The sequence below is a fragment of the Janthinobacterium aestuarii genome (assembly GCF_051380835.1).
Classification (GTDB): domain Bacteria; phylum Pseudomonadota; class Gammaproteobacteria; order Burkholderiales; family Burkholderiaceae_D; genus Janthinobacterium; species Janthinobacterium aestuarii.
In genome coordinates this window covers 144,495-168,779 of the sequence record NZ_JBNYXU010000009.1, presented here as the reverse complement: position 1 = coordinate 168,779, position 24,285 = coordinate 144,495, and the positions used below count along the sequence as shown (strand labels likewise).

Below are 24,285 nucleotides of genomic sequence, written 5' to 3'. Positions count from 1 at the left end.
GCTAAGCGGGCAGCATGTTGCCTTCGAGCAGCAGTGTTTCGAAGGCGGCCGCGGCCAGCGGGCGGCTGAACAGGTAGCCCTGCATCTGGTCGCAGCCGTGCCGGCGCAGGAAGGCCAGTTGCTGTTCCGTTTCCACGCCTTCGGCGATGACTTTCAAGCGCAGGCTGTGCGCCAGCGAAATGATGGCGCGCACGATGGCCGCGTCGTCCATGTTGTGCGTGATATCGCTGACGAAGGTCTTGTCGATTTTCAGCACGTCGATGGGGAAGTGGCGCAGGTAGGCCAGGCTGGAATAGCCGGTGCCGAAGTCGTCGATGGACAGTTGCACGCCCAGCGTCTTCAGGTTGACCATGATGGCTTTGGCTTGCTCTACGTTATGCATGACCATGCTTTCCGTCAATTCCAGTTCCAGATGGGTGGCATCGAGGCCTGTCTCGGCCAGCGCCTGCGCCACCGCGTGCAGCAGGTTTTTTTGCTTGAATTGCCGCGCCGACAGGTTGACGGCCAGGCGCAGCGGGCCATGGCCGGCCAGTTGCCAGGCGCGCGTCTGCGCGCATGCCGTGCGCAGCACCCAGTCGCCGATGGAGTTGATCAAGCCCATTTCCTCGGCCAAGCCGATGAAGCTGGCAGGCGGAATACGCCCCAGCTGCGGATGTTGCCAGCGCAGCAGCGCTTCCATGCCCACCACCGCGCCGCTGACCAGGTCCAGCTGAGGCTGGTATTCGAGGTGAAACTGCCTGCGTTCCAGCGCGTGGCGCAACTCGCTCTCCAGTTCCAGCCGCTCCAGGGTGCCCGCATTCATGCTCGAAGCATAGAATTGCCACTGGCCTCGTCCCTGTTCCTTGGCGCGGTACATGGCGATGTCGGCGTGCTTGATCAAGGTGTCGGCATCGCGTCCATTATCGGGATACACGGCCACGCCCATGCAGCAGCTGAGAAAAAATTCATATTCGCCCAGTTGCAGCGGCTGGGCCACGGCGTCCTGGATGCGCTGCAAGATGGCCGCGCCCGGTTCGCCAGTGCCATGCTGGGGCAGCAACAGCACGAATTCGTCGCCGCCCAGGCGCGCCACCGTGTCGACTTCACGCGTGGCGTCGCGCAGGCGCTCGGCGACGTTTTTCAGCACCAGGTCGCCCGCATCGTGGCCCAGGGTATCGTTGACGAATTTAAAACGGTCGAGGTCGACGAAAACCACCCACAGGGGCAGGCCGCTGCGCCGCGTCACGGCCATCGCCTGCTCCAGCCGTTCGCGCAGCAGGGTCCAGTTTGCCAAGCCCGTCAGGATATCGTGTCTGGCCTGGAATTCCAGTTCCTGTCCGAAGCGCATGACAGTGCTGATGTCGTATTGCGCCACGACAAAGTGGCTGATGGGGCCATCGCCACCGTCGCGCACGGGTGCGACGAACAGCTCGCTCCAGTAGCAGCTGCCATCCTTGCGGAAATTGCGCACGATGGCCTTGCCTTCGCGCTGTTCGCGCAGGGCCGCCGTAATGGCGTGCATGTCTTGCCGTCCTTGCTTGGGACCCTGCAAGTGTTCCAGGCGCTGGCCGATGACTTCGCCGGCCGCATAGCCGGTGATGCGCTCGAAGGCCGGGTTGACGTATTCAATCAGGTAGCCCGGCGCGTCGGCGCTGCACAGGATGATGGCGTTGGCCGACACTTCGATGATGCGTTCGCGCAAACGCAGCGACTTTTCATTGTGCATGCGCGCGGCGATGTCTTCGGACAGGCGCAAATTGGCAAACTGCAGCGCCGCCGTGCGTTCGCCCGTGATGCGGGTAATTACGGAATTGCGCGAGACCAGCTGATATACATACGCGGCCGCCAGCAGGCTCGACAGCAATCCACCGAGCAGCACATACAGCGAGCCGCGATGGTTGGCATCCAGGCCCATGCCTTTGGCCGGCAGCAGGGCGGCGCCCAAGGTGTGGCCGCTGGCGTGGTACTGCAGCAGCCGGGCGCTTTCCGCTTCGATCTGGCGCGCCGAGGCGTAGCACAGGGCCGTCAGGCACAGCCCGAACGCGAGGGTGAGCAGGGCCGAGGTGGAAACGGAAATGGAGATGCGTTTGAAGAATGATTGCATGGTGGTCCCGTGGCAGCGCCGGTGCCGATCCATGATCAGGCAGGCCGGGCAGTGACTGACTGTAGGGTGCGCGGCGAAATGTCGTCCGTTCGCTACCGAACGGACGGCCATGCCGACAAGAAATATAGTCGGGGCACTGTGCCAGCGCTGTGTTACGCTGCACCGCATGGCGGCCCTCGTTCGGACGCCTTTCATCTTCCCCCTAGCTGACGACTGGAAAACAGGAAACCTGCCCATGTCGAGTCCGCATGTCCAGCTGCACAACCCGAATCAAAACCATTTGCTCGCCGCCATGCTCGACGCCGATTTCGCGCGCCTGGCTCCCCATCTGGAGCAAGTATCGATGCTGCTCGGTGACGTGATCTACGATTCGGGCGACAAGCTGCAGCACGTGTATTTCCCCACCACGGCCATCGTTTCCATCCACTACCTGCTGGAAAACGGCGGCTCGTCGGAAATTGCCGGCGTCGGCAATGAAGGCGTCGTGGGTGTGTCGCTGTTCATGGGCGGCAATTCGACGCCGAGCCGCGCCGTCGTGCAGACGGGCGGCGTCGGCTACCGGCTGAAGGCGCATTTGCTGATGGAAGAATTCGACCGCGCCGGTCCCGTCATGCGCTTGCTGCTGCGCTATACGCAAGCGCTGATCACGCAAATGTCGCAGACGGCCGTGTGCAACCGCCACCATACGGTGGAACAGCAACTGTGCCGCTGGCTGCTGCTGACCATGGACCGCCTGCCGAACCGCGAGCTGACGATGACGCAGGAGTTGATTGCCAACATGCTCGGCGTGCGCCGCGAAGGCGTGACGGAAGCGGCCGGGCGTTTGCAGACGCGGGGCTTCATCAGCTACCGGCGCGGCCATATCTCCGTGCTGGACCGCACCGGGCTCGAAGGCCACGTGTGCGAATGCTATGGCGTGGTCAAAAAGGAATTCACGCGCCTGTTGTCGGACGTGCGCCAGCGCCAGACGCACTGAACACCGCATCCTCTCTTTTATCGTTGTCACAGCCCGGGCTACCCCATGCAATCTGTCGAAAACATTCCCCCGCGCGCACCGTCGCGCTGGCCCATGGCGCTGGCGTTTTCGTTCAGCGCCATCGTGCTGCTGGCCATCGGCCTGCTGGCCTGGCGCGCGCCGTTCGAGACGGCATGCGTCATCGACGCGCTGGTCTTCTTGTTGCTGATGCTGCTCGTGGCACTGTACCGGCGCACCCTGGCGGCCAGCCTGCCGCGCCAGCTGCTCAAGGCGGGCGCCTTGCAAGATGCGATTTTCAACAGCGCCAATTTCTCATGCATCGCCACCGATGCGCAGGGCGTGATCCAGATTTTCAACGTGGGCGCCGAACGCATGCTGGGCTATGCAGCGAGCGACGTGGTCGACAAGCTGACGCCGGCCGGCATTTCCGATGCGCAAGAAATCGTCGCGCGCGCCGCCGCCCTCAGTGCCGAACTCGACACCGTCATCACGCCCGGCGTGGAAGCGCTCGTGTTCAAGGCCACGCGCGGCATCGAAGACATTTATGAACTGACTTACATCCGCAAGGACGGCAGCCGCTTCCCCGCCATCGTCTCGGTAACGGCCTTGCGCGATGCACAAAGCAAAGTCATCGGTTACTTGCTGATCGGCACGGACAATACAGCTCGCAAGCAGGTCGAGGCGGAGCAAGCCTTGCTGGACCAACGCTTGCAGGAGCAGCAGGCGTATACGCGCTCGCTGGTCGAGACCAACAATGCGGAGTTGAAGAAGGCGCGCCTGGTGGCGGAAAAGGCCAACCGCGCCAAGTCCGAATTTTTGTCGAGCATGAGCCATGAATTGCGCACGCCGCTGAACGCCGTGCTGGGCTTTGCGCAGCTGATGGCGTCCGACGTGCCGCCGCCCAGCGTGCCGCAGCAGCGCTCGATCGAACAAATCCTCAAGGGCGGCTGGTATCTGCTGCGCCTGATCAATGAGATCCTCGACCTGGCCATGATCGAATCGGGCAAGGTTACCTTGTCGCAGGAAGCGATGTCGCTGCTCGACGTGTTGCAGGATTGCCAGGCGATGATCGCGCCGCAGGCGGAAAAACGCGGCATCCGCATGCATTTCCCCCGCTGCGGCCAGGCCTTCTATGTGCATGCGGACCGCACGCGCGTGAAGCAGGTGATGGTCAACCTGCTGTCGAACGCCATCAAGTACAACCAGGGCGGCGGCACCGTCACCGTCGATTGCAGCCAGCGCGGCACCAAGGTACGGGTCAGCGTGCGCGACAGCGGCGCCGGCCTCGATGCGGGCCAGGTGGCCCAGCTGTTCCAGCCCTTCAACCGCCTGGGACAGGAAAACAGCACGGAAGAGGGCACGGGCATCGGCCTGGTCGTCACCAAGCAACTGGTCGAATTGATGGGCGGTACTATCGGCGTCGACAGCACGGTCGGCGTGGGCACCACGTTCTGGTTTGAACTGGCCGCCAGCAGCGCGCCGGCACTGGTGCTGGGCGACGGCGACGCGCTGCCGCAGGTGCAGGAGCCGCAGGAAAGCCAGCGCACCTTGCTGTACGTGGAAGACAATCCCGCCAACCTGGCGCTGGTGGAGCAATTGATCGCCCGCCGCAGCGATTTGAAACTGCTGACGGCCATCGATGCGCACCTGGGTATCGACCTGGCGCGCACGTATCAGCCGGACGTGATCTTGATGGACATCAACCTGCCCGGCATCAGCGGCTTCGGCGCCCTGCACATCCTGCACGACGACCCGCTGACGAGCCATATTCCCGTGATGGCCCTGTCGGCCAACGCCGTGCCGCGCGACATCGAGAAGGGCCTGGAAGCGGGCTTCTTCCGCTACCTGACCAAGCCGATCAAGGTCGTCGAATTCATGGATGCGCTCGACGTAGCCCTGCACCATGCGGCCGCGCACGGCCTGGCCGACGACATTCACGCAGTACGCTAATTCAGCATTTATTTTTAGGAATACCGCCATGCTTCAAGCCACCGAGATCCTGAACGCCAGCATCCTCATCGTCGATGACCAGGAGGCGAACGTCCTGCTGCTGGAACAGGTGCTGCGCAATGCCGGCTATACGCGCATCACGTCCACCATGGACCCGCAAGCCGTGCGCGCGCTGCACCAGCAGCACCGCTACGACCTGATCCTGCTCGACTTGCAGATGCCGGAAATGGATGGCTTCGAGGTTATGGAAGGCTTGCGCGACATCGAGGCGGGCAGCTATCTGCCCGTGCTGGTGATCACGGCCCAGCCCGGCCACAAGCTGCGCGCGCTGCAGGCGGGCGCCAAGGACTTTGTCAGCAAGCCGTTCGACCTGGTGGAAGTTAAAACGCGCATCCACAACATGCTGGAAGTGCGCCTGCTGTACCAGAAGCTGGCCGAATACAACAAGTCGCTGGAGCAAATGGTGGAAGCGCGCACGGCGGAGCTGCGCGAAAGCGAAGCGCGTTTCCAGCGCTTCACGGAACTGTCGTCCGACTGGTACTGGGAACAGGATGCGCAGGGCAATCTGACGCGCTTTTCCGGTCCCGTGGCTGAAATGCTGGGCATCGGCAGCGAGCAAGAGCCGCAGCGCTGGAATGCCACCGAACGAGCGCTGCTCGATGCAAAAATTGCCGCGCGCGAACCTTTCCTCGATTTCATCTACAGCCGCGCCAACCTCGACGGCAGCACGCAGTACCTGCAAGTGAGCGGCGAACCGATGTTCGACAGTGGCAGCCGCTTCATCGGCTACCGCGGTATCGGCCTCGATGTCACGGAGCGCCATCGCATTGCCTGATTTATACTGGGTGCTATCGATACTGACCAGGAAAAATCATGACTGACAAATCAACGCCGCAATACTGGTTCCCCGCCAAGACCTATGGCTGGGGCTGGGGCTTGCCCATCACGTGGCAGGGCTGGCTGGTGTTCCTGGCCGCGCTGGCGCTGTTCGCCTGCGGCGCCTTCCTGTTCCCGCCGCAGACCATGCTGGTGGGCTACATCGTCTATGAAGTGGCCATCGTTGCCGTGCTCATTTTCATCTGTCAGCTGAAGGGCGAACCGACCAGCTGGCGCTGGGGCAAGAAGAAGTAGAGCGATGTACAAAGACGACACCTGCAAGAAATCATCTGGCCGCGCGGCGTGAACCGCGTATAATTGGCTCGCTGCCGCAAGGCGGCAAACGCTAGGGGTCCTGCCTTTCGCTGTGGAAACACAGTGCAAGCGCGGGTGAGAAATACCCTCCGAACCTGATCTGGATAATGCCAGCGAAGGGAAGCTTTAGGATGAACGCACCCCGCCTTTCCGCGTGCGCGCAGCCGAACCTCCTTAGCTGGCTCCAGGCTTAAAAATAGTCTAGCCAAGGAGCCAAAATGAACGCCAACCCGAAATTCCTCTCCGCCACCGCCACGGTCGACGAAGCCGCCATCGCGCCGCTGCCCAATTCGCGCAAGATCTATGTTGAAGGCAGCCGCCCCGACATCCGCGTGCCCATGCGCGAAATCAGCCAGTCCGACACGGAAGCGTCGTTCGGCGGTGAAAAGAATCCGCCGATCTACGTCTACGACACGTCCGGCCCGTACACGGACCCGGACGTGCAGATCGACATCCGCTCGGGCCTCGACACGCCGCGCCTGCCGTGGATCGTCGAACGTGCCGATACGGAAGAATTGCCGGGCCCGACCTCCGACTACGGCATCGCCCGCCTGGCGGACCCGAAGCTGGCCGAGCTGCGTTTCAACCTGCACCGCAAGCCGCGCCGCGCCATTGCCGGCAAGAACGTGACGCAGATGCATTACGCGCGCCAGGGCATCATCACGCCGGAAATGGAATATGTCGCCATCCGCGAAAACATGCGCCGTCAGGAATATTTGCGTGAGCTGAAAGCGTCCGGCCCCATGGGCGAGCGCCTGGCCGACCTGATGGGCCGCCAGCATCCGGGCCAGTCGTTTGGCGCCAGCATCCCGACCGAGATCACGCCGGAATTCGTGCGCGAGGAAATCGCCCGCGGCCGCGCCATCATCCCCGCCAACATCAACCATCCGGAAGTCGAGCCGATGATTATCGGCCGCAATTTCCTCGTGAAAATCAACGCGAATATCGGCAACTCGGCCGTCACCTCGTCGATCGGCGAGGAAGTGGAAAAGATGACCTGGGCCATCCGCTGGGGCGGCGACAACGTGATGGATCTATCCACAGGTAAACATATCCACGAGACGCGCGAATGGATCGTGCGTAACAGCCCCGTGCCGATCGGCACCGTGCCCATCTACCAGGCCTTGGAAAAGGTCAATGGCAAGGCCGAAGATTTAACTTGGGAAATCTTCCGCGATACCCTGATCGAGCAGGCCGAGCAGGGCGTCGACTACTTCACCATCCACGCGGGCGTGCTGCTGCGCTATGTGCCGATGACGGCCAAGCGCTTGACGGGCATCGTTTCGCGCGGCGGCTCCATCATGGCGAAATGGTGTTTGGCGCATCACCAGGAATCGTTCCTGTACACGCATTTCGAAGAGATCTGCGAAATCATGAAGGCGTACGACGTGTCGTTCTCGCTGGGCGACGGCTTGCGCCCGGGCTCCATCTACGACGCCAACGACGAGGCGCAGCTGGGCGAACTGAAAACCCTGGGCGAGCTGACGCAAGTCGCCTGGAAGCACGACGTGCAGGTGATGATCGAGGGCCCGGGCCACGTGCCGATGCAGCTGATCAAGGAAAACATGGATTTGCAGCTGGAACAGTGCGGCGAAGCGCCGTTCTATACCCTGGGGCCGCTGACGACCGATATCGCGCCCGGCTACGACCACATCACGTCCGGCATCGGCGCGGCCATGATCGGCTGGTACGGCACGGCCATGCTGTGCTATGTGACGCCGAAGGAACACCTGGGCTTGCCCAACAAGGCGGACGTCAAGGACGGCATCATCACCTACAAGATTGCGGCGCACGCGGCCGACCTGGCCAAGGGCCATCCGGGCGCGCAAATCCGCGACAACGCCCTGTCGAAAGCCCGCTTCGAATTCCGCTGGGACGACCAGTTCAACATTGGCCTGGACCCGGACAAGGCACGCGAATTCCACGATGAAACCTTGCCCAAGGATTCGGCCAAGGTGGCGCATTTCTGCTCCATGTGCGGCCCGCATTTCTGCTCGATGAAGATCACGCAGGAAGTGCGCGAATACGCGGCCGGCATGGGCATCGCGGAAGACAAGGCGCTCAAGCAGGGCATGGAAATCAAGGCCATCGAATTCATCAAGAACGGTGCCGAGCTGTACCGCAAGGTCTGAGGGAGAGCGTGATGCCCGCATTCATCAACATCACGCTCAACGGCGCGCCGCACCAGGTGCCGCCGGGGCAAACCCTGGACCAATTGATCGCCGCGCTGTCGTTGGAAAACCAGGCGCTGGCGCTGGCCGTCAACCGTAATGTCGTGCCGCGCAAGGCGTGGCCGGGACAGGTTTTGCAAACCCAGGATCAGGTTGAAATAGTACGCGCCATCGGCGGCGGCTGAAAACGTCCAAGCAAACCTACTGCGCCTCGCGCTTTGCGGCCTGCGATGCTCACCGTGCTCAAGCACGGTTGCGCGTCTCGGCCACAAATCATCGCCGCTCGCTACGGTTTTCTTCGGACGTTTAAAAACTTAAGGAAGAGCACATGAATACCGAAACAAATAATGACCTGCTGACCATCGCAGGAAAACAGTATCAATCGCGCTTGCTGGTGGGCAGCGGCAAGTACAAGGATTTGCCGCAGACGCGCGAAGCGACGGATGCGGCCGAGGCGCAGATCATCACGGTGGCGATCCGGCGCGTGAATATCGGGCAGGACCCGAACGCGCCCAGCCTGCTCGACTTCGTGCCGCCCGACCAGTACACGATTTTGCCGAACACGGCCGGCTGCTATAACGCGAAAGACGCCGTCTACACCCTGCAACTGGCGCGCGAGCTGCTGGGCGGGCGCAATCTGGTGAAACTCGAAGTGCTCGGTGACGAAAAGACCCTGTTCCCGCACATGCCGGAAACGTTGATTGCGGCCGAAGCGCTGGTCAAGGATGGTTTTGACGTGATGGTCTACTGTAGCGACGACCCGATCCAGGCGAAGATTCTGGAAGACATCGGCTGCGTGGCCGTCATGCCGCTGGCCTCATTGATCGGCTCGGGCATGGGCATCTTGAATCCGTGGAACTTGTCGCTGATCATCGACCAGGCGAAAGTGCCCGTGCTCGTCGATGCTGGCGTGGGCACGGCGTCCGATGCGGCCATTGCCATGGAACTGGGCTGCGATGGCGTGCTGATGAATACGGCCATTGCCGGCGCGCGCGACCCCGTACGCATGGCCCACGCGATGAAGCTGGCTGTGCGGGCCGGACGCGAAGCGTTTTTGGCGGGACGCATGCCGCGCAAGTTTGCCGCGTCGCCGTCGTCGCCGATGGCGGGCCGCCTGGCATGACGGTGCCGATGCGCCACACTGTGCTCGTGTTTGCCGGCGCCGACCCGTCAGGCGGCGCCGGCATCGCCGCCGATATCGTGGCGATTGCGGCGCAGGGCGCGCATGCCTTGCCCGTCATCACGGCGCTGACGGTGCAGGACAACGACTACGTGTTTGCTGTCGAGCCGGTGGCGCCGGAATTGCTGCGCCGGCAGGCGCAGGCGCTGATCGACAAGATGTCGATTCATGCCGTCAAGATCGGCATTCCCGGCAGCGCCGCGAATGCGGCCGTCATCGCGCAACTGATCGCGCAATTGCGGCTGATTCGGCCGGACTTGCCTGTCGTGCTAGACCCCGTGCTGGCCAGCGGCCATGGCGACGTGCTCAGCCGGGACGACGCCGTCCTGGCGCTGGCGCCCTTGCTGCCGGTGACGACCGTCATCGTACCGAACGGGCCGGAAGCGCTGGCCCTCGGTGGCGCAGACAATTTACTTGCGCAAGGCTGCCGGAACGTGCTGGTGACGGGCGGTCACGGTGAAGGCGAAATGATTGTCAACCGCTGGCTCGATGGGGCTGGTGGCGAGCGCGAGTGGCGCTGGCCGCGCTTGCCGGGCGAATTCCACGGCAGCGGCTGCACCTTGGCGTCCGCCATCGCGGCGCGCCTGGCGCAAGGCGTGCCGATGCAAGAGGCGCTCGATGGCGCACAACGCTATTGCCATGCGGCCCTGGCCGGCGCGTATGCAATAGCGCCAGGCCAGCTGATGCCGCAACGATTCATTCAATAAGGAAAATATCATGCGTGGACTGTATCTGGTCACCCCGAACTGGGACGACACCGACCGCCTGCTCGACGTGAGCGAGCAAGCCTTGCAGGAAGGCGTGGCCTTGCTGCAATACCGCCACAAGAGCGCGGAAGCGGATCAGCGGCGCGAGCAGGCGGGCGCCTTGCTGGCCCTGGCCCGCAAGTATGGCGTGCCTTTCATCATCAACGACTTCATCGGGCTGTGCGAAGAGCTGGACGCGGACGGCGTGCACGTGGGCGGCACGGATGCGTCCGTCGCGCAGGTGCGTGCGCGCTTGGGAAAGGACAAGATCGTCGGTGCCTCGTGCTATGGCGACATGGCCTTGGCACGGACGGCGCAGGCGGGTGGCGCCAGCTACGTGGCCTTCGGCGGCTTTTATCCGTCGCTGGTGAAAAAGTATCCGGTGACGACGCCGCTCGACATCGTGCTGCAGGCCAAGCGCGAGATCGCCTTGCCTTGCGTGGTGATCGGCGGCATGACGCCGGAGAACGCCGCGCCGCTGGCCGCGCGCGGTGCCGACATGGTGGCGGCCATCACTAGCGTCTACCAGGCGGACGATGTAGATATTGCGGTGCAGCAATTCAATCACTTGTTTACGGCGTGAGCATGGACGTGCAGGGCTGGTTTGGGGGAATAATCGGCATATAATAAGAACATCATTCATTACCGAGGTCCCCCACCCATGAGCCAGCCAGCCGCCGCGAAACGCCTTATCCTGATCGTTGACGATGACCAGCTCCTGTTGGAATTCCTCGGCGAAGTCCTGCGCCATGCCGGCTACGAAACAGCCTTGGCCCATTCGGCCGAAGTGGCGCTGCAGCTGATCGCCCAGCGCGAGCCGGACCTGGCCTTGCTCGACATCCACATGCCGGGCATGTCCGGCCTGGAACTGGCCAAGCGCCTGCATGGCGAGACGGCCGTGCCCTTCATGTTCCTCTCCGGCAGCGGCGACAGCGAATCGGGCAAGCAGGCGGCCGCCTACGGCGCCGTCGGTTACGTGGTGAAACCCGTCGACGAGGGCCGCTTGATGCCCGCGTTCGAAGCGGGCCTGGCCCGTGCCGATGAAATCCGCCAGCTGCGCCGTACCGAACTGAACCTGAACGCGGCGCTGGCCGCCGGCCGCGAAACGAGCCTGGCCGTGGGTTTGCTGATGGGCAAGTTCCAGACGGACCGCAACACGGCCTTCGAAGTGCTGCGCGACCATGCCCGTTCCAGCCGCCGCAAGATCAATGAAATCGCCAGCCAGCTGCTGCTGGCCGAGGAAACCCTGAACGGCTTGCACGGCGCCTTTTTGAACCGCGCGAAAACCAAGTAAGCGTTTTACTGGCGCCTGCTTTGCTATGATGTGGCGATACGGCGCGCTGGCGCGCCCGGTTCAACCATACACAGCACACACCACAGGACACACATGAAAACCAAAGCAGCGATTGCATGGAAGGCGGGCGCGCCTTTGACCATCGAGGAAGTCGACCTGGCCGGCCCGCGCGAGGGCGAAGTACTGGTCGAGATCAAGGCCACGGGCATTTGCCATACCGATTACTACACCTTGTCGGGCGCCGATCCGGAAGGCATCTTCCCGTCCATCCTCGGCCATGAAGGCGCCGGCATCGTCGTCGACGTGGGCCCGGGCGTGAAAAGCCTGAAAAAGGATGACCACGTCATTCCCCTGTACACGCCGGAATGCCGTCAGTGCAAATTCTGCCTGTCGCAAAAGACGAACTTGTGCCAATCGATCCGCTCGACCCAGGGTCGCGGCCTGATGCCGGACGCCACCTCGCGCTTTTCCATCGACGGCAAGCCCATCTTCCACTACATGGGCACGTCCACGTTCTCGAATTACATCGTCGTGCCGGAAATTGCCCTGGCGAAGATCCGCGAAGACGCGCCATTCGACAAGGTCTGCTATATCGGTTGCGGCGTGACGACGGGCGTGGGCGCCGTGCTGTTCACGGCCAAGGTCGAGGCGGGCGCAAATGTCGTCGTGTTCGGCCTGGGCGGCATCGGCCTGAACGTGATCCAGGCGGCCAAGATGGTCGGCGCAGACAAGATTATCGGCGTGGACATCAACCCGGCACGCCAGGCCATCGCGCGCAAGTTCGGCATGACGCATTTCGTCAACTCCAACGAGGTGGAAAATGTCGTCGACACCATCGTGCAGCTGACGGACGGCGGCGCCGACTATTCGTTTGAATGCATCGGCAACACCACCACCATGCGCCAGTCGCTCGAGTGCTGCCACAAGGGCTGGGGCCAGTCCATCATCATCGGCGTGGCGGCGGCCGGCCAGGAAATTTCCACCCGTCCATTCCAGCTGGTGACGGGACGCGTGTGGAAAGGTTCCGCCTTCGGTGGCGCACGGGGACGCACGGACGTACCGAAGATCGTCGACTGGTATATGGAAGGCAAGCTCAACATCGACGATTTGATCACGCACCGCCTGAAGCTCGACGACATCAACCAGGGCTTCGACCTGATGAAGAGCGGCGAATCGATCCGCTCCGTCGTGCTGTACTAATACATTACGCCGTACCACGGCGTTTTTGCGGAGGCTGCGGCCTCCGTTTTTTTGCCCGGCGTTCCATCCATCGTCCGTGTCTGCCATCCAGGCCGGTCTTTTTGCAGCCTGTCGCACCGCGCTGGAGCCGTGCTCCATCCGCCGCTAAAGTCAATGCTCCACTACTTTTGCGACGAGGCAGCCATGTCCACTTCCTACCGTTTGATCCTCAGCCTGGCCGGTATCCTGCTTGGCGGCAGTGCGCTGGCCGTGCAGCCGCCGCAGCCGCCCGCGCCGCCTGCCCCGCCGGCCGCACCCAGCGTGCAGGTCAGCCGTTCGCTCGACAAGGGCGAAAGCTATGCACTGGTCGATGGCGCCACGGATAGCGAGGGCGTCATCGTCGTCGACAGCGATATTCACTCGCAGCAGGTGGAAAAGCTCAAGCGCTCGATCAAGGGGCCGTTCCTGTGGTTCCGCGATCAGGGGCAGGCCTACGTGCTGCAGGATGCGGCCTTGCTGGGCAAGGTGCGCACGGCATGGCAGCCTTCGAAACAGATCGGCAAGGAGATGAGCGCGCTCGGCGATCAAATGGGCGCGCATGGCAAGGCCATGGGTGAAATGGGCCGCAAGATGGGCGCCCGCAGCCTGGAAAAAGGCAGCGCGCGCGAGTCGGAACAGTTGCGCGCGCTGGGCCGCCAGCAGCAGGATCTTGGCCGCAAGCTCGGTGACGCCTCGCGCCGCCAGGCGCTGGCAACGAGCGACACGGCGCGACGCGCGGCCGAGCGCGACGTGGAACGCCTGCAGCAGCAGATGGAAGATGCGCAGGAAAAGATGGAAGAGATCAACGACCGCATAGCCGACGTGCACGAGCGCGAGGCCGAGAAAGTGGAGCAGATGTCGCGCCAGATGGAGCAGCGCAGCAAGCCGATGGAAGCGCTGGGCAAGCAAATGGGCGACCTGGGCCGCCAGCAGGAAAAAGTCGTCAAGATCGCCGACAAGACCACGCGCCAGGTGATCGCCCAGGCGCTCAGTGAAGGCAAGGCCAAACTGGTGCGCTAAGCAAGATTCCAAGTGGCGGTCACGGCGCGGTATTGCGCCGGCAACTGCTCCCTGGCGTCGTCCTCGCTGGCATACACGTCATCCTGCACCGTTTCCCACTGCGCGTCGCAGCTGAAACGGTAGACGCGCGCTTCGTCTGCGTAGCGGCATACGGCCAGGCCGTGGATGGCGGCGGGGGCGCCGCCATGCTCATTGGTGACGTGGCCGAAGGGCAGGTCGGACCAGGCCCAGGCCAGTATACGGGCGCCGTCGATGTGGGGCGGTGGTGTCATGGGATGCAGGCAGAGGTGTCGGGATGGCGATTGTAGCGCGCGTGGGTAAAATGCCGCGACCGCTGGACAAATGCACAGTATTTTTAGCCATGCCGGTATAATCACGGGATGCAAAATCTTCTTCACAACCTCAATCCCGAACAATTGGCTGCCGTCACCTTGCCGGCGCAGCATGCGCTGATCCTGGCAGGCGCCGGTTCAGGCAAGACCCGCGTGCTGACCACCCGCATCGCGTGGCTGATCCAGACCCAGCAGGTATCGCCGCCCGGCATCCTGGCCGTGACGTTTACGAACAAAGCCGCCAAGGAAATGCTCACGCGCCTGTCGGCCATGCTGCCCATCAATACGCGCGGCATGTGGATTGGCACTTTCCACGGCCTGTGCAACCGCCTGCTGCGCACGCATTACCGCGACGCCGCCTTGCCGCAGACGTTCCAGATCCTCGACTCGCAGGATCAATTGTCCGTGATCAAGCGCTTGTTGAAGGCGAACAATATTGACGATGAAAAATTCCCGCCGAAGACGGTGATGTATTTCATCAATAATGCCAAGGACCAGGGCTTGCGCGCCACGGACGTGGAAGCGTACGACGCGCACGAGCGCAAGATGGTCGAGCTGTACCAGCTGTACGACGACCAGTGCCAGCGCGAAGGCGTCGTCGATTTTGCCGAATTGCTGTTGCGCACGTATGAATTGCTGAGCCGCAACCAGCCCTTGCGCGAACATTACCAGGCCCGTTTCCGCCATATTCTGGTGGACGAGTTCCAGGATACGAATAACCTGCAATACAACTGGCTCAAATTGCTGGCCGGCCACGGCAGCCGCGATGGCGGCGCCCTGTTTGCCGTCGGCGACGATGACCAGAGCATCTACGCGTTCCGCGGCGCCAACGTGGGCAATATGAGCGCCTTCGAGCACGAGTTCCAGGTGAAGAACTTGATCAAGCTTGAGCAGAACTACCGCTCGCACGGCCACATCCTCGACAGCGCCAACGTGCTGATCGCGAACAACAGCAAGCGCCTGGGCAAGAATCTGCGCACGGACGCGGGCCATGGCGAGCAAGTGCGCGTGTATGAAGCCAGTTCCGACTTGCAGGAAGCGCAGTGGATCATCGAAGAGGCGAAAAGCCTGATCGCCGACGGTGCCTCGCGCAGCGAAATCGCGATCTTGTACCGCTCGAACGCGCAGTCGCGTGTGATCGAACATGCGCTGTTTTCGGCCGCGATTCCGTATCACGTGTATGGCGGCCAGCGCTACTTCCAGCGTGCCGAGGTCAAGCACGCGATTGCCTATTTGCAATTGATGGACAATCCGCACAACGATTCGGCCTTCTTGCGCGTGGTCAATTTCCCTACGCGCGGCATCGGCATGCGTTCGATCGAGCAATTGCAGGCTGCGTCGGAACAGTACGGTATTTCGCTGTATGCATCCGTGCCGTATGTGGCGGGCAAGGCGGGCAGCGTGCTGGCCGGCTTCGTCAAGCTGATCGAAGGCGTGCGTTTCGAAACGCAGCAATTGTCCTTGCCGGAAATGGTCAGAGTGGTGCTGGAAGCGAGTACCTTGCTCCAGCATTACCAAAATGAAAAAGAAGGCGCCGACCGCATCGAGAACCTGGAGCAGATGGTCAGTGCTGCCAGCCAGTTCATTTCCGAGGAAGGTTTCGGCCAGGGCGCACCGGCCCATCTGGGCCCTGCCGCCCAGGCGCAGTCGGGCGCGCCCGTCGTGAACCAGGATGGCATCGAAATCCTCGACGCGGACGCGCCGCTGCCGGCCGTGATGTCGCCGCTGTCCGCCTTCCTGTCGCACGCGTCGCTGGAAGCGGGCGATAACCAGGCGCAAGCGGGCCAGGATGCGCTGCAGATGATGACGGTGCACTCGGCCAAGGGCCTGGAATTCGACAATGTGTTCATTACCGGCCTGGAAGAGGGCCTGTTCCCGCACGAAAGCAGCTCGAAGGAAGACAATGGCGTGGAAGAGGAACGCCGGCTGATGTACGTGGCCATCACGCGCGCGCGCAAGCGGCTGTACATGAGCTTTTCGCAGACGCGCATGCTGCACGGCCAGACGCGCTATAACATGAAGTCGCGCTTCTTTGACGAATTGCCGGAAGAATCGCTGAAATGGCTGTCGCCGAAAGTGCAGGCGAACTGGTTCGGCAACCGCAAGTCGGCCTGGGACGAGGCACCGCGTGTGGCCAGCCTCGGTTCGGACAATGCGATTGCACAAAAGATCGCGCAAAAAGCCACGGGCGGCGGCTGGCGCATCGGCGAATCCGTGGCGCACGCCAAGTTCGGCGAAGGCGTGATCGTCAATATCGAAGGCGGCGGCGGCAATGCGCGCGCGCAAATCAATTTCGGACAGCACGGCATGAAGGTGCTGGACCTGGGGATTGCGAAGCTGGAACGGCTGTGAAGGTAACCCGGCACCAACGCGGGCGCTAACAATGTTGTCGGATTACGCGTGGCCTTCGGCCCCGCTAATCCGTCCTACCGGGAAGATACTCTGACCGGTCGCGTCGGATTAACGAAGCGTAATCCGACACCATTGTCGGCCTCGCAGCGTCGGATTACGCGGCCGACCGGTGTCTGGCGATCACTCGCCGGTCTTGTCCAGCGATACCGTCTTGCTGTCATCGACGGGCAGGCCGAAGATCTGGCGGTAGGCTGCATAGAACGAGCAATGCATGATGATGGTCAAGATCATCGACAGCGGCATCATCAGTTGCATCATCAGCTGCGTGCGGCCAAAGATGACGGCCAGCAACTGGCTGGTGACGATGCTGATGGCGAACCAGGTGGCGGCGAAGACGATGAAGGCCGACAGCGAACGCCAGACGGCGAAAAAGCTGAAGAACAGCGCCTTGCCCAGGCTGATGCGTTGCCAGTAGATCAGCGGTGCGGCAAAGCAGAAGGCCATGGCGGCCGGCACGTACAGCACGATGGCCAGCAGGATGCCGAGGCCCAGGCGCGATTCGGGGATGGCGGCGCGCGCCGCTTCTTCCGTCAGTTGCCCTGTGACCAGTTTCCACAGCAAGCCATCGTCCACCAGGGTCGAGGCGCCGATGGCGACGATGGCCATCAGGATGTACAGCACGCCCAGGCCGAACAGGGAAGGAAAAGCAGGTTTGCGGAAGCCCGAGATCAGCAGGCTGGGCAGGACGCGCTTGCCCTGGTCGATATTCAGGCAGCCTTGCACGAAGGCGACGGAAAACACGGGGACCAGGATGACGGGCAGCAATTGGCCGAGCACGGGCACGATGCTGACGGCCAGCATGCAGAACATATAGCCGAGAAACAGCATCGACATGCCGCCAGGTTGCTTGCGAAACAGGCCAAAGCCTTGTTTCACCCATTGCCAACCTGTACTTGCAGGTAATTTTTCCATATTTAAAACAGTTCCGGAGCAGGTGTGGCGATACGTTCGCGCAGAATGCGTTCGAAATGCGTGGGATCGTGCGGGGTCAGCATTTCCGCTTCGCGCGGCTGGTAATAATCGTACAGGCGCGACAGCCAGAAGCGCAGCGCGGCGGCGCGCAGCATCGGTTGCCATGCCGTTTGTTCTTCGTGCGTAAACGGGCGCACGGCCTGGTAGGCGTCGAGCAGGGCGCGCACTCTTGCCGTGTCGAGCACGCCCGTGGCCAGGTCCACGCACCAGTCGTTGACGGTGACGGCCACGTCGAACAGCCAGGTGTCGCAGCCAGCAAAATAAAAGTCAAAAAAGCCTGTCAGTTGTTCGCCGTCAAACATGACGTTGTTGCGGAATAAGTCGGCATGCACGGGACCGCGCGGGATGGCTTTATAGGTATCGCAGGCAGCAAAGGCGTCCTGGAAATGAATTTCCGCGCGCAGCAAGTGCGCTTTGGCATCGTCGAGGTGGTGCAAGACCAAAGGCGTGGTGGCGTTCCACCAGTCCAGTCCCCGCAAATTCGGCTGCTGCAGGGGGAAGTCCTGCGCCGCCAGATGCATCTTGGCCAGCATGGCGCCGACGGCCGCGCAATGCACGGCTTGCGGCGCCATCTGCGAGCTGCCGTCGAGTTTGCTGACGATGGCGGCCGGCTTGCCTTGCAGAGCCGTCACCAGTTCGCCGTCCGCATTGGCGATCGGTGCCGGCACCAGCACGCCCCGGTCCGCCAAATGGCGCATCAGTTGCAGATAGAACGGCAATTGCTCGAAGCTGAGGTTTTCAAAGATCGTCAGCACGTACTCGCCGCGCTCCGTGCTCAGGAAGAAATTGCTGTTTTCGATGCCGGATGCGATGCCCTTGAGCGCCAGAGGTTTGCCGAGTGGAAACTGCGTGATCCACTGGTCGATATCGTCCAGGTGTAGCGCGGTAAAAACTGCCATGGGAAAGAGGGGAATGGTCTAAAAGGTCAAAAAAAGCCGGCTGCCCCGCAGATGACCGGGGCAGGGCAGAAGAGAGTGGCTGCTTACTTCGCTGGTGCGGGCGGTGCTGGGGCGTCCGCTGCCTCTTCGTCGCGTTGTTTCTGTTTCTTCTTGCCCAGGTCGAATTCCAGCACTTTCCATTGCGGGCCGCGCAGGGCGCCGTTGTGGGCCTGGTCGCCGCCAGCGGCCGGCTTCATGTAATAGGTGCTGCCGCCGCTCGTGACTTTGACTTCGGACGTCACGCCCGCTTCGCGTTTTTCGGTAATTTGCTGCTTGGCCGCCGCTGGCGCCACGGTGATCGGTGCTTCGCCCATTTCCTCGATACGTTCGAGCTGGGGTGGCGCGTCGCTCGGTTTGGCCGGCGTCTGGGCGCTGGCAATGGCTGAACATGCCAGCAGGGGCAGGGCGAGGAATGTCCAGAGTGTCGATGTACGCATCATGATGGGTTCGCTTCCATGTGTGGGGCTGCAGCGCGTGCAGTGGTGTAATGCCGTCAATTTATCTATAAGGCATTGTAACAAACTGGTAGGCAATGCTGTTTAAATGTGCCGAAATGGCTGGCAACGGCAGCCCGCACGCCCGCACGGGGCCGCCAGCGTGCTAAAAACGCCAGGAACGGCACGCGTTGCGGCCGGTGGCGCGGCCCTAAACTCTGCGATAATTGTGCGATATTTCGCCCGTCCGCCGCTGTTTCTTCCCGGCTGGCGCGGCTCACCTTATTTTATTGGCATTATGCAAAACACCCTGCTGTTAGTCGACGGTTCCAGTTACCTTTATCGTGCCTTCCATGCGCTGCCCGACTTGCGCAGCCCGGACGGCTATCCCACGGGCGCCATGCACGGCATGGTCAACATGCTGCGCCGTTTGCGCGCCGATTACCCGGCCGCCTACATCGCCTGCGTGTTCGATGCCAAAGGGAAAACTTTCCGCGATGACATGTATCCCGAGTACAAGGCCACGCGCGCCTCGATGCCGGACGACCTGCGCTTGCAGATCGAACCGATCCACGAAGCCGTGCGCGCCATGGGCTGGCCTATTTTGATGGTCGACGGCGTGGAAGCGGACGACGTGATCGGTACCCTGGCCGTGCAGGCGGCAGCGGCCGGCATGAACGTGGTGGTGTCGACTGGCGACAAGGATCTGGCGCAGCTGGTCAACAGCCAGGTGACCCTGATCAATACCATGAGCAATGAAAAGCTCGACGAAGCGGCCGTGCTGGTCAAATTCGGCGTGCCGCCGAACCGCATCATCGATTATCTGTCGCTGATCGGCGATACGGTCGACAACGTGCCCGGCGTATCGAAATGCGGTCCGAAGACGGCCGTCAAATGGCTGACCTTGTACGACAGCCTGGAAGGCGTGATGGAAAACGCGGCCAGTGTGGGCGGCGCCGTGGGGGAAAACCTGCGCACGGCCCTGCCATGGCTGCCGCAGGCGCGCGCCTTGATCACCGTCAAGACCGATTGCGATTTGTCCGGGCACATGACGACGATCGCCGACTCGCTGGTGGCGAAACACGAAGACAAGGAAGCGCTGCTGGCCTTCTTCAACCGCTACGGCTTCAAGGCCCTGCTGCGCGAACTGGGCGCCACGCCGCCGCCGATGTCTCCCGTTGGCGCACCGACAGTTGCCGGTGCCGCCATCGCGAATACGACGGGCGACATGTTCGCCGATGCCGCGCCAGCAGTCGAGGCCGTGTATGAAACCGTGCTGACGGATGAGCAGCTCGATAAATGGATCGCGCTGATCGATGCGGCGCCCTTGACGGCTGTTGACACGGAAACCACGTCGCTGGAACCGATGACGGCGCAGATGGTCGGCATTTCCCTGTCGGTGGCCGAACATGCCGCTTGCTACATCCCGCTGGCCCACGATTACGCGGGCGCGCCGGAACAGTTGACGCGCGAACACGTGCTGGCGAAACTGCGCCCGTGGCTGGAAGATGCAAACAAGCCCAAGCTGGGGCAGAACCTCAAGTACGACAGCCACATCTTCGCCAACCATGGCGTGACCCTGCGCGGCATCGCCCACGATACTTTGCTCGAATCGTATGTGTTCGAATCGCACAAGAAGCACGACATGGACAGCCTGGCCTTGCGCCACTTGAACTACACGACGATCCCGTTCGAGGACGTGTGCGGCAAGGGCGCCAAGCAAATCACCTTCAACCAGGTGGAAGTGGAGCAGGCGGCGAAATACGCGGCCGAAGATGCCGACGTCACCTTGCGTTTGCACAATGCCATGTGGGGCAACGTGGCGGGCGATGACAAGCTGACCTTCATCTATGAAAAGATCGAGATGCCGACGGCCGTGGTCTTGCAAAAGATCGAGCGCAACGGCGTGCTGATCGATGATGAATTGCTCAACATCCAGTCGGCCGAGTTGGCCGTGAAAATCCTCGAACTGGAAAAGAAGGCGTATGAACTGGCCGAGCAGCCGTTCAACCTCGGTTCGCCCAAGCAGATCGGCGAGATTTTCTTCGAGAAGCTGAAACTGCCGGTGGTCAAGAAAACCCCGACGGGCGCGCCTTCGACGGATGAAGAAGTCTTGCAAAAGCTGGCCGAGGATTATCCATTGCCCAAAGTGCTGCTCGAATACCGCGGCATGGCCAAGCTGAAGTCGACCTACACGGACAAATTGCCGAAGATGATCAACGTTACGACGGGCCGCGTGCATACGAATTATGCGCAAGCCGTGGCCGTGACGGGGCGATTGGCGTCGAACGACCCGAACTTGCAGAATATTCCCATCCGCAGCGCGGAAGGCCGCCGCATCCGCGAAGCCTTCATTGCGCCGCCAGGCAGCCACATCGTCTCGGCCGACTATTCGCAGATCGAATTGCGCATCATGGCGCATATCTCGGGCGACGAAGCCATGTTGCGCGCGTTTGCCGACGGCATCGACATTCACCGCGCCACGGCGGCCGAGATCTTTGGCGTGCCTGCCGCGGAAGTGCAAAGCGAGCAGCGCCGCTACGCCAAGGTCATCAACTTCGGCCTGATCTACGGCATGAGCGCGTTCGGCCTGGCCGGTAACTTGGGCGTGGACCGCACGGCCGCGCAAAGCTATATCGACCGCTACTTTGCCCGCTTCTCCGGCGTGAAACAGTACATGGAAGACACGCGCCAGCAAGCGAAGGCGCGCGGCTACGTGGAAACCGTGTTCGGCCGCCGTTTGTGGCTGCCGGAAATCAACTCGCCTAACGGCCCGCGCCGCCAGGGCGCGGAACGGGCGGCGATCAATGCGCCGATGCAGGGCACGGCCGCCGACCTGATCAAGCTGGCCATGATCGCCGTACAAGGCTGGCTGGAAACGGACAACTTGCAGACGAAGATGATCATGCAGGTGCACGATGAACTGGTGCTGGAAGTGCCGGACGCCGAGCTCGAACTGGTCAAGCGCAAGCTGCCGGAACTGATGGCCAGCGTGGCCGCGCTGAAGGTGCCGCTGACGGCGGAAGTCGGCATCGGTAAAAATTGGGACGAAGCGCACTGATGCGGTGTCGGCTTACGCGGGACATGCCCCGCTAAGCCGACCTACGTGCCGATCAAGAGTGACGAGCAGTGACCGTAGGCCGGCTTAGCGCAGCGTAAGCCGACATTTCCAAAGGCAATACATTCAGGAGGAATGCATGAGCGACATGATCACCGATTGTGAAAGTTTGCTGGGCCAGAGCAGCTTGTCCGGGCCGGACGGCCGGCGTGGTTTCCTGAAGGTGGCGCTGGGAACGGGCTTTGCCGTGGCCGTGCTGCCCGTGGCGGCGCAAAACGTCGTCAAGACGGATTCCGCCGGGCTCGTCACGGGCAGCATGTCGGTGATGGTCGATGGCCAGGCCGTGCCCGTGTACGCGGCCCAGCCGGAGGGTAAAACGGGTTTGCCCGTGGTACTGGTCATTTCGGAAATCTTTGGCGTGCATGAACATATTGCCGACATGGCGCGCCGTTTCGCCAAGCAAGGTTATCTGGCGCTGGCGCCCGATTTGTTCGTGCGCCAGGGCGACCCCACCAAGGTGGGCAGCATTCCTGAATTGATGAAAGGCATCATCGCCAAGACGCCGGACGCGCAGGTGATGACGGACCTCGACGCCGTTGTGGCGTGGGCGAAACAGAATGGCGGCGACACGAGCCGACTGGGCATTACGGGTTTCTGCTGGGGCGGGCGCATCACGTGGCTGTACGCGGCGCACAATCCGGCCGTCAAGGCGGGCGTGGCCTGGTATGGCCGCCTCGTGGGCGAGCCCAATCCATTGCAGCCAAGCAACCCCATCGATATCGCCGCCACCTTGAAGGTCCCCGTGCTGGGCTTGTATGGCGGCAAGGATACGGGCATCAGCCAGGAATCGATCGCGAAGATGAAGGACGCGCTGGCCAAGGGCGGCAACAAGTCGGAATTCGTCGTGTACCCCGATGCGGGACATGCCTTCAATGCCGATTACCGCCCCAGCTATGTGGCGGCCGATGCGAAAGACGGCTATGCGCGTTGTCTGGCCTGGTTCAAGAGCCACGGCGTGGCGTGACGACGTCTGATTAAACCTGCTGCGCGTTGCGACTTGCGGCCTGCGATGCTCACTGTATTTCAGTACAGTTCCGCTTCTCGGCCACAATTCGCTGCCGCTCGCGACGGTTTTATCCGACGTCGAAAGCATGAGAACAGTTAAATTTCCCAGAAGTTAACGCGAAAGGCGCACCGGGCTGTAAAATGCCCGCTGCGCGCCAATGCAGTACAATTGCATCTTCATCGCGCGACGCTGCCGCCAAACGCGCAAAAAATTAAACAATAGATAACAATGCATTCATCAGGCCAGACGCCAGCATCGCGGGCGCCAGTGACCCGGCGCCATTTTGAGGTAAGAAAATCATCGATCCCGTCCTTATATCCATTTTGCTCGCGACCACGATCGCGGGCGTGTTGAGCATTACCGCGGCGGCGATCTTTTCGTTTGCATTCCTGTCCAAAGTGGTCGAGCGCATGGTCAGCTTGTCCGTCGGCATCATGTTGTCGACGTCCCTGCTGCACGCCTTGCCCGAAGCGTTCGAATCGCAGGCGGACCCGCGCACCCTGTTCGCCACCCTGCTGGCGGGCTTGCTGGCCTTTTTCATGCTGGAAAAATTCGCCATCCTGCGCCATTCGCACCACCACGAAGGCGATGGCCACCACCATGCGCACGGCCACGACAAGCACGAGGCGGGCAAGGCCGGCTGGATGATTCTCGTCGGCGACGGCATGCACAATTTTACGGACGGCATCCTGATCGCGGCCGCCTTCCTGGCCGACCCGAAGCTGGGCCTGGTGACGGGCCTGGCCATCATCGCGCATGAAATCCCGCAGGAAATCGGCGACTTCATCGTGCTGCTCAACGCCGGCTTCTCGCGCCTGCGCGCCTACATCTTCAACCTGCTGTGCAGCCTGATGGCGGTGGCGGGCGGCCTGCTCGGCTATTTCACCCTGGACCGCGCCAGCAATCTGATTCCTTACGTGCTCGTGTTCGCCTCGTCCGGCTTCATCTACATTGCCTTGAGCGATCTGATGCCGCAGATGCAGCGCCGCGCCACCTTGCGCGAAACCATTCCGCAAGTGCTCCTGATCGCGCTGGGCGTGTGCATCGTGCTGTTCCTGACGCATAAGCGCCACGGCGGTTGATGTACTGACTGTGCGGGTGTAGTATTGCCTTTCTGACTAACTTGCACAGAAAGGAGGAAAATATAATGGAAGAAAACTTGTTGCTCGCCTTGTGGCGCGCACGCTCTTTAAGCGCATTTGTCCGCTCTTGCCCACGTTCTATCGCGCTGCGATAACTTGGCC

At 62.0% G+C, this 24,285-nt stretch carries 21 protein-coding genes and 1 riboswitch; of the genes, 16 read left to right on the top strand and 5 right to left on the bottom strand.

Annotated elements, in window-relative coordinates; translation table 11 throughout:
* Window position 1 precedes the first annotated feature (1 nt).
* Window positions 2-2,083: a putative bifunctional diguanylate cyclase/phosphodiesterase gene (locus ACQ4WO_RS22355; protein WP_436483297.1), complete on the bottom strand. Its 2,082-nt coding sequence runs from the start codon at window positions 2,081-2,083 to the stop codon at window positions 2-4.
* A gap of 235 nt (window positions 2,084-2,318) precedes the next feature.
* Here ACQ4WO_RS22355 and ACQ4WO_RS22350 point away from each other — a divergent pair, with 235 nt between their 5' ends.
* From ACQ4WO_RS22350 to ACQ4WO_RS22295, 12 genes are all read left to right on the top strand, one after another.
* Window positions 2,319-3,059, top strand: coding sequence for a Crp/Fnr family transcriptional regulator (locus ACQ4WO_RS22350; RefSeq protein ID WP_436483296.1), 741 nt, complete (start codon window positions 2,319-2,321; stop codon window positions 3,057-3,059).
* Between the two features lie 45 nt (window positions 3,060-3,104).
* Window positions 3,105-5,009 (top strand): hybrid sensor histidine kinase/response regulator, encoded by a 1,905-nt coding sequence (locus tag ACQ4WO_RS22345; protein WP_436483295.1) that lies wholly within the window; start codon window positions 3,105-3,107, stop codon window positions 5,007-5,009.
* A 28-nt stretch (window positions 5,010-5,037) separates the two neighbouring features.
* A complete protein-coding gene (locus tag ACQ4WO_RS22340; protein ID WP_436483294.1) occupies window positions 5,038-5,844 on the top strand; it encodes a response regulator in 807 nt (268 codons plus the stop codon).
* Window positions 5,845-5,882: 38 nt separating this feature from the next.
* Window positions 5,883-6,140, top strand: coding sequence for a hypothetical protein (locus ACQ4WO_RS22335; protein WP_034749180.1), 258 nt, complete (start codon window positions 5,883-5,885; stop codon window positions 6,138-6,140).
* An 83-nt stretch (window positions 6,141-6,223) separates the two neighbouring features.
* Window positions 6,224-6,339: riboswitch (TPP riboswitch) on the top strand.
* Window positions 6,340-6,418: 79 nt separating this feature from the next.
* Entirely contained in the window at window positions 6,419-8,332 is a 1,914-nt protein-coding gene (thiC, locus tag ACQ4WO_RS22330) for a phosphomethylpyrimidine synthase ThiC (RefSeq protein ID WP_436483293.1), read from the top strand.
* Between the two features lie 11 nt (window positions 8,333-8,343).
* Window positions 8,344-8,556, top strand: coding sequence for a sulfur carrier protein ThiS (thiS, locus tag ACQ4WO_RS22325; protein WP_128141284.1), 213 nt, complete (start codon window positions 8,344-8,346; stop codon window positions 8,554-8,556).
* Between the two features lie 143 nt (window positions 8,557-8,699).
* Window positions 8,700-9,494 carry a thiazole synthase gene (locus ACQ4WO_RS22320; RefSeq protein ID WP_436483292.1) on the top strand — a complete coding sequence of 265 codons (795 nt, stop codon included), beginning with the start codon at window positions 8,700-8,702 and terminating at the stop codon, window positions 9,492-9,494.
* An 8-nt stretch (window positions 9,495-9,502) separates the two neighbouring features.
* The gene (locus ACQ4WO_RS22315) at window positions 9,503-10,258 is read left to right on the top strand and encodes a hydroxymethylpyrimidine/phosphomethylpyrimidine kinase (protein WP_436483291.1); all 756 of its coding nucleotides are present in this window, start codon (window positions 9,503-9,505) and stop codon (window positions 10,256-10,258) included.
* Window positions 10,259-10,268: 10 nt separating this feature from the next.
* Entirely contained in the window at window positions 10,269-10,880 is a 612-nt protein-coding gene (gene thiE / locus ACQ4WO_RS22310; RefSeq protein WP_436483290.1) for a thiamine phosphate synthase, read from the top strand.
* A gap of 78 nt (window positions 10,881-10,958) precedes the next feature.
* Complete coding sequence (locus ACQ4WO_RS22305; RefSeq protein WP_034749164.1) at window positions 10,959-11,591, top strand: ANTAR domain-containing response regulator; 633 nt, start codon at window positions 10,959-10,961, stop codon at window positions 11,589-11,591.
* A 93-nt stretch (window positions 11,592-11,684) separates the two neighbouring features.
* Window positions 11,685-12,791 carry an S-(hydroxymethyl)glutathione dehydrogenase/class III alcohol dehydrogenase gene (locus tag ACQ4WO_RS22300; protein ID WP_436483289.1) on the top strand — a complete coding sequence of 369 codons (1,107 nt, stop codon included), beginning with the start codon at window positions 11,685-11,687 and terminating at the stop codon, window positions 12,789-12,791.
* 183 nt (window positions 12,792-12,974) lie between these two features.
* Window positions 12,975-13,829, top strand: a complete 855-nt coding sequence (locus ACQ4WO_RS22295; RefSeq protein WP_436483288.1) for a hypothetical protein — start codon at window positions 12,975-12,977, stop codon at window positions 13,827-13,829.
* On the opposite strand, the gene ACQ4WO_RS22290 is transcribed toward ACQ4WO_RS22295, so the two are convergent.
* Window positions 13,826-14,101: a hypothetical protein gene (locus ACQ4WO_RS22290; protein ID WP_436483287.1), complete on the bottom strand. Its 276-nt coding sequence runs from the start codon at window positions 14,099-14,101 to the stop codon at window positions 13,826-13,828. The genes ACQ4WO_RS22295 and ACQ4WO_RS22290 overlap by 4 nt on opposite strands.
* A 108-nt stretch (window positions 14,102-14,209) precedes the next feature.
* On the opposite strand from ACQ4WO_RS22290, the gene ACQ4WO_RS22285 reads away from it, so the two are divergent.
* Complete coding sequence (locus ACQ4WO_RS22285) at window positions 14,210-16,513, top strand: UvrD-helicase domain-containing protein (RefSeq protein WP_034749150.1); 2,304 nt, start codon at window positions 14,210-14,212, stop codon at window positions 16,511-16,513.
* 180 nt (window positions 16,514-16,693) lie between these two features.
* Here the strand turns inward: ACQ4WO_RS22285 and ACQ4WO_RS22280 are convergent, their stop codons facing one another.
* The 3 genes from ACQ4WO_RS22280 to ACQ4WO_RS22270 all read right to left on the bottom strand — a co-directional run bounded on the left by ACQ4WO_RS22280 (window position 16,694) and on the right by ACQ4WO_RS22270 (window position 18,923).
* Window positions 16,694-17,485 carry a BPSS1780 family membrane protein gene (locus tag ACQ4WO_RS22280; RefSeq protein ID WP_139091722.1) on the bottom strand — a complete coding sequence of 264 codons (792 nt, stop codon included), beginning with the start codon at window positions 17,483-17,485 and terminating at the stop codon, window positions 16,694-16,696.
* 2 nt (window positions 17,486-17,487) lie between these two features.
* Window positions 17,488-18,444, bottom strand: a complete 957-nt coding sequence (locus ACQ4WO_RS22275) for a homoserine kinase (protein ID WP_436483286.1) — start codon at window positions 18,442-18,444, stop codon at window positions 17,488-17,490.
* A gap of 83 nt (window positions 18,445-18,527) precedes the next feature.
* A complete protein-coding gene (locus ACQ4WO_RS22270) occupies window positions 18,528-18,923 on the bottom strand; it encodes a hypothetical protein (protein ID WP_046683428.1) in 396 nt (131 codons plus the stop codon).
* A 292-nt stretch (window positions 18,924-19,215) separates the two neighbouring features.
* Here ACQ4WO_RS22270 and polA point away from each other — a divergent pair, with 292 nt between their 5' ends.
* The 3 genes from polA to ACQ4WO_RS22255 all read left to right on the top strand — a co-directional run bounded on the left by polA (window position 19,216) and on the right by ACQ4WO_RS22255 (window position 24,123).
* Window positions 19,216-21,978, top strand: coding sequence for a DNA polymerase I (polA, locus tag ACQ4WO_RS22265; protein WP_436483285.1), 2,763 nt, complete (start codon window positions 19,216-19,218; stop codon window positions 21,976-21,978).
* A gap of 136 nt (window positions 21,979-22,114) precedes the next feature.
* A complete protein-coding gene (locus ACQ4WO_RS22260) occupies window positions 22,115-22,999 on the top strand; it encodes a dienelactone hydrolase family protein (RefSeq protein ID WP_436483284.1) in 885 nt (294 codons plus the stop codon).
* A gap of 365 nt (window positions 23,000-23,364) precedes the next feature.
* Window positions 23,365-24,123: a ZIP family metal transporter gene (locus ACQ4WO_RS22255; protein ID WP_046683425.1), complete on the top strand. Its 759-nt coding sequence runs from the start codon at window positions 23,365-23,367 to the stop codon at window positions 24,121-24,123.
* The last annotated feature ends 162 nt before the right edge of the window (window positions 24,124-24,285 follow it).

What these genes read in the sequence shown, in the direction of transcription:
- ACQ4WO_RS22355 (WP_436483297.1), bottom strand. Translation starts at nt 2,083, where the DNA reads ATGCAATCATTCTTCAAACGCATCTCCATTTCCGTTTCCACCTCGGCC.
- ACQ4WO_RS22350 (WP_436483296.1), top strand. Translation starts at nt 2,319, where the DNA reads ATGTCGAGTCCGCATGTCCAGCTGCACAACCCGAATCAAAACCATTTG.
- ACQ4WO_RS22345 (WP_436483295.1), top strand. Translation starts at nt 3,105, where the DNA reads ATGCAATCTGTCGAAAACATTCCCCCGCGCGCACCGTCGCGCTGGCCC.
- ACQ4WO_RS22340 (WP_436483294.1), top strand. Translation starts at nt 5,038, where the DNA reads ATGCTTCAAGCCACCGAGATCCTGAACGCCAGCATCCTCATCGTCGAT.
- ACQ4WO_RS22335 (WP_034749180.1), top strand. Translation starts at nt 5,883, where the DNA reads ATGACTGACAAATCAACGCCGCAATACTGGTTCCCCGCCAAGACCTAT.
- thiC (WP_436483293.1), top strand. Translation starts at nt 6,419, where the DNA reads ATGAACGCCAACCCGAAATTCCTCTCCGCCACCGCCACGGTCGACGAA.
- thiS (WP_128141284.1), top strand. Translation starts at nt 8,344, where the DNA reads ATGCCCGCATTCATCAACATCACGCTCAACGGCGCGCCGCACCAGGTG.
- ACQ4WO_RS22320 (WP_436483292.1), top strand. Translation starts at nt 8,700, where the DNA reads ATGAATACCGAAACAAATAATGACCTGCTGACCATCGCAGGAAAACAG.
- ACQ4WO_RS22315 (WP_436483291.1), top strand. Translation starts at nt 9,503, where the DNA reads ATGCGCCACACTGTGCTCGTGTTTGCCGGCGCCGACCCGTCAGGCGGC.
- thiE (WP_436483290.1), top strand. Translation starts at nt 10,269, where the DNA reads ATGCGTGGACTGTATCTGGTCACCCCGAACTGGGACGACACCGACCGC.
- ACQ4WO_RS22305 (WP_034749164.1), top strand. Translation starts at nt 10,959, where the DNA reads ATGAGCCAGCCAGCCGCCGCGAAACGCCTTATCCTGATCGTTGACGAT.
- ACQ4WO_RS22300 (WP_436483289.1), top strand. Translation starts at nt 11,685, where the DNA reads ATGAAAACCAAAGCAGCGATTGCATGGAAGGCGGGCGCGCCTTTGACC.
- ACQ4WO_RS22295 (WP_436483288.1), top strand. Translation starts at nt 12,975, where the DNA reads ATGTCCACTTCCTACCGTTTGATCCTCAGCCTGGCCGGTATCCTGCTT.
- ACQ4WO_RS22290 (WP_436483287.1), bottom strand. Translation starts at nt 14,101, where the DNA reads ATGACACCACCGCCCCACATCGACGGCGCCCGTATACTGGCCTGGGCC.
- ACQ4WO_RS22285 (WP_034749150.1), top strand. Translation starts at nt 14,210, where the DNA reads ATGCAAAATCTTCTTCACAACCTCAATCCCGAACAATTGGCTGCCGTC.
- ACQ4WO_RS22280 (WP_139091722.1), bottom strand. Translation starts at nt 17,485, where the DNA reads ATGGAAAAATTACCTGCAAGTACAGGTTGGCAATGGGTGAAACAAGGC.
- ACQ4WO_RS22275 (WP_436483286.1), bottom strand. Translation starts at nt 18,444, where the DNA reads ATGGCAGTTTTTACCGCGCTACACCTGGACGATATCGACCAGTGGATC.
- ACQ4WO_RS22270 (WP_046683428.1), bottom strand. Translation starts at nt 18,923, where the DNA reads ATGATGCGTACATCGACACTCTGGACATTCCTCGCCCTGCCCCTGCTG.
- polA (WP_436483285.1), top strand. Translation starts at nt 19,216, where the DNA reads ATGCAAAACACCCTGCTGTTAGTCGACGGTTCCAGTTACCTTTATCGT.
- ACQ4WO_RS22260 (WP_436483284.1), top strand. Translation starts at nt 22,115, where the DNA reads ATGAGCGACATGATCACCGATTGTGAAAGTTTGCTGGGCCAGAGCAGC.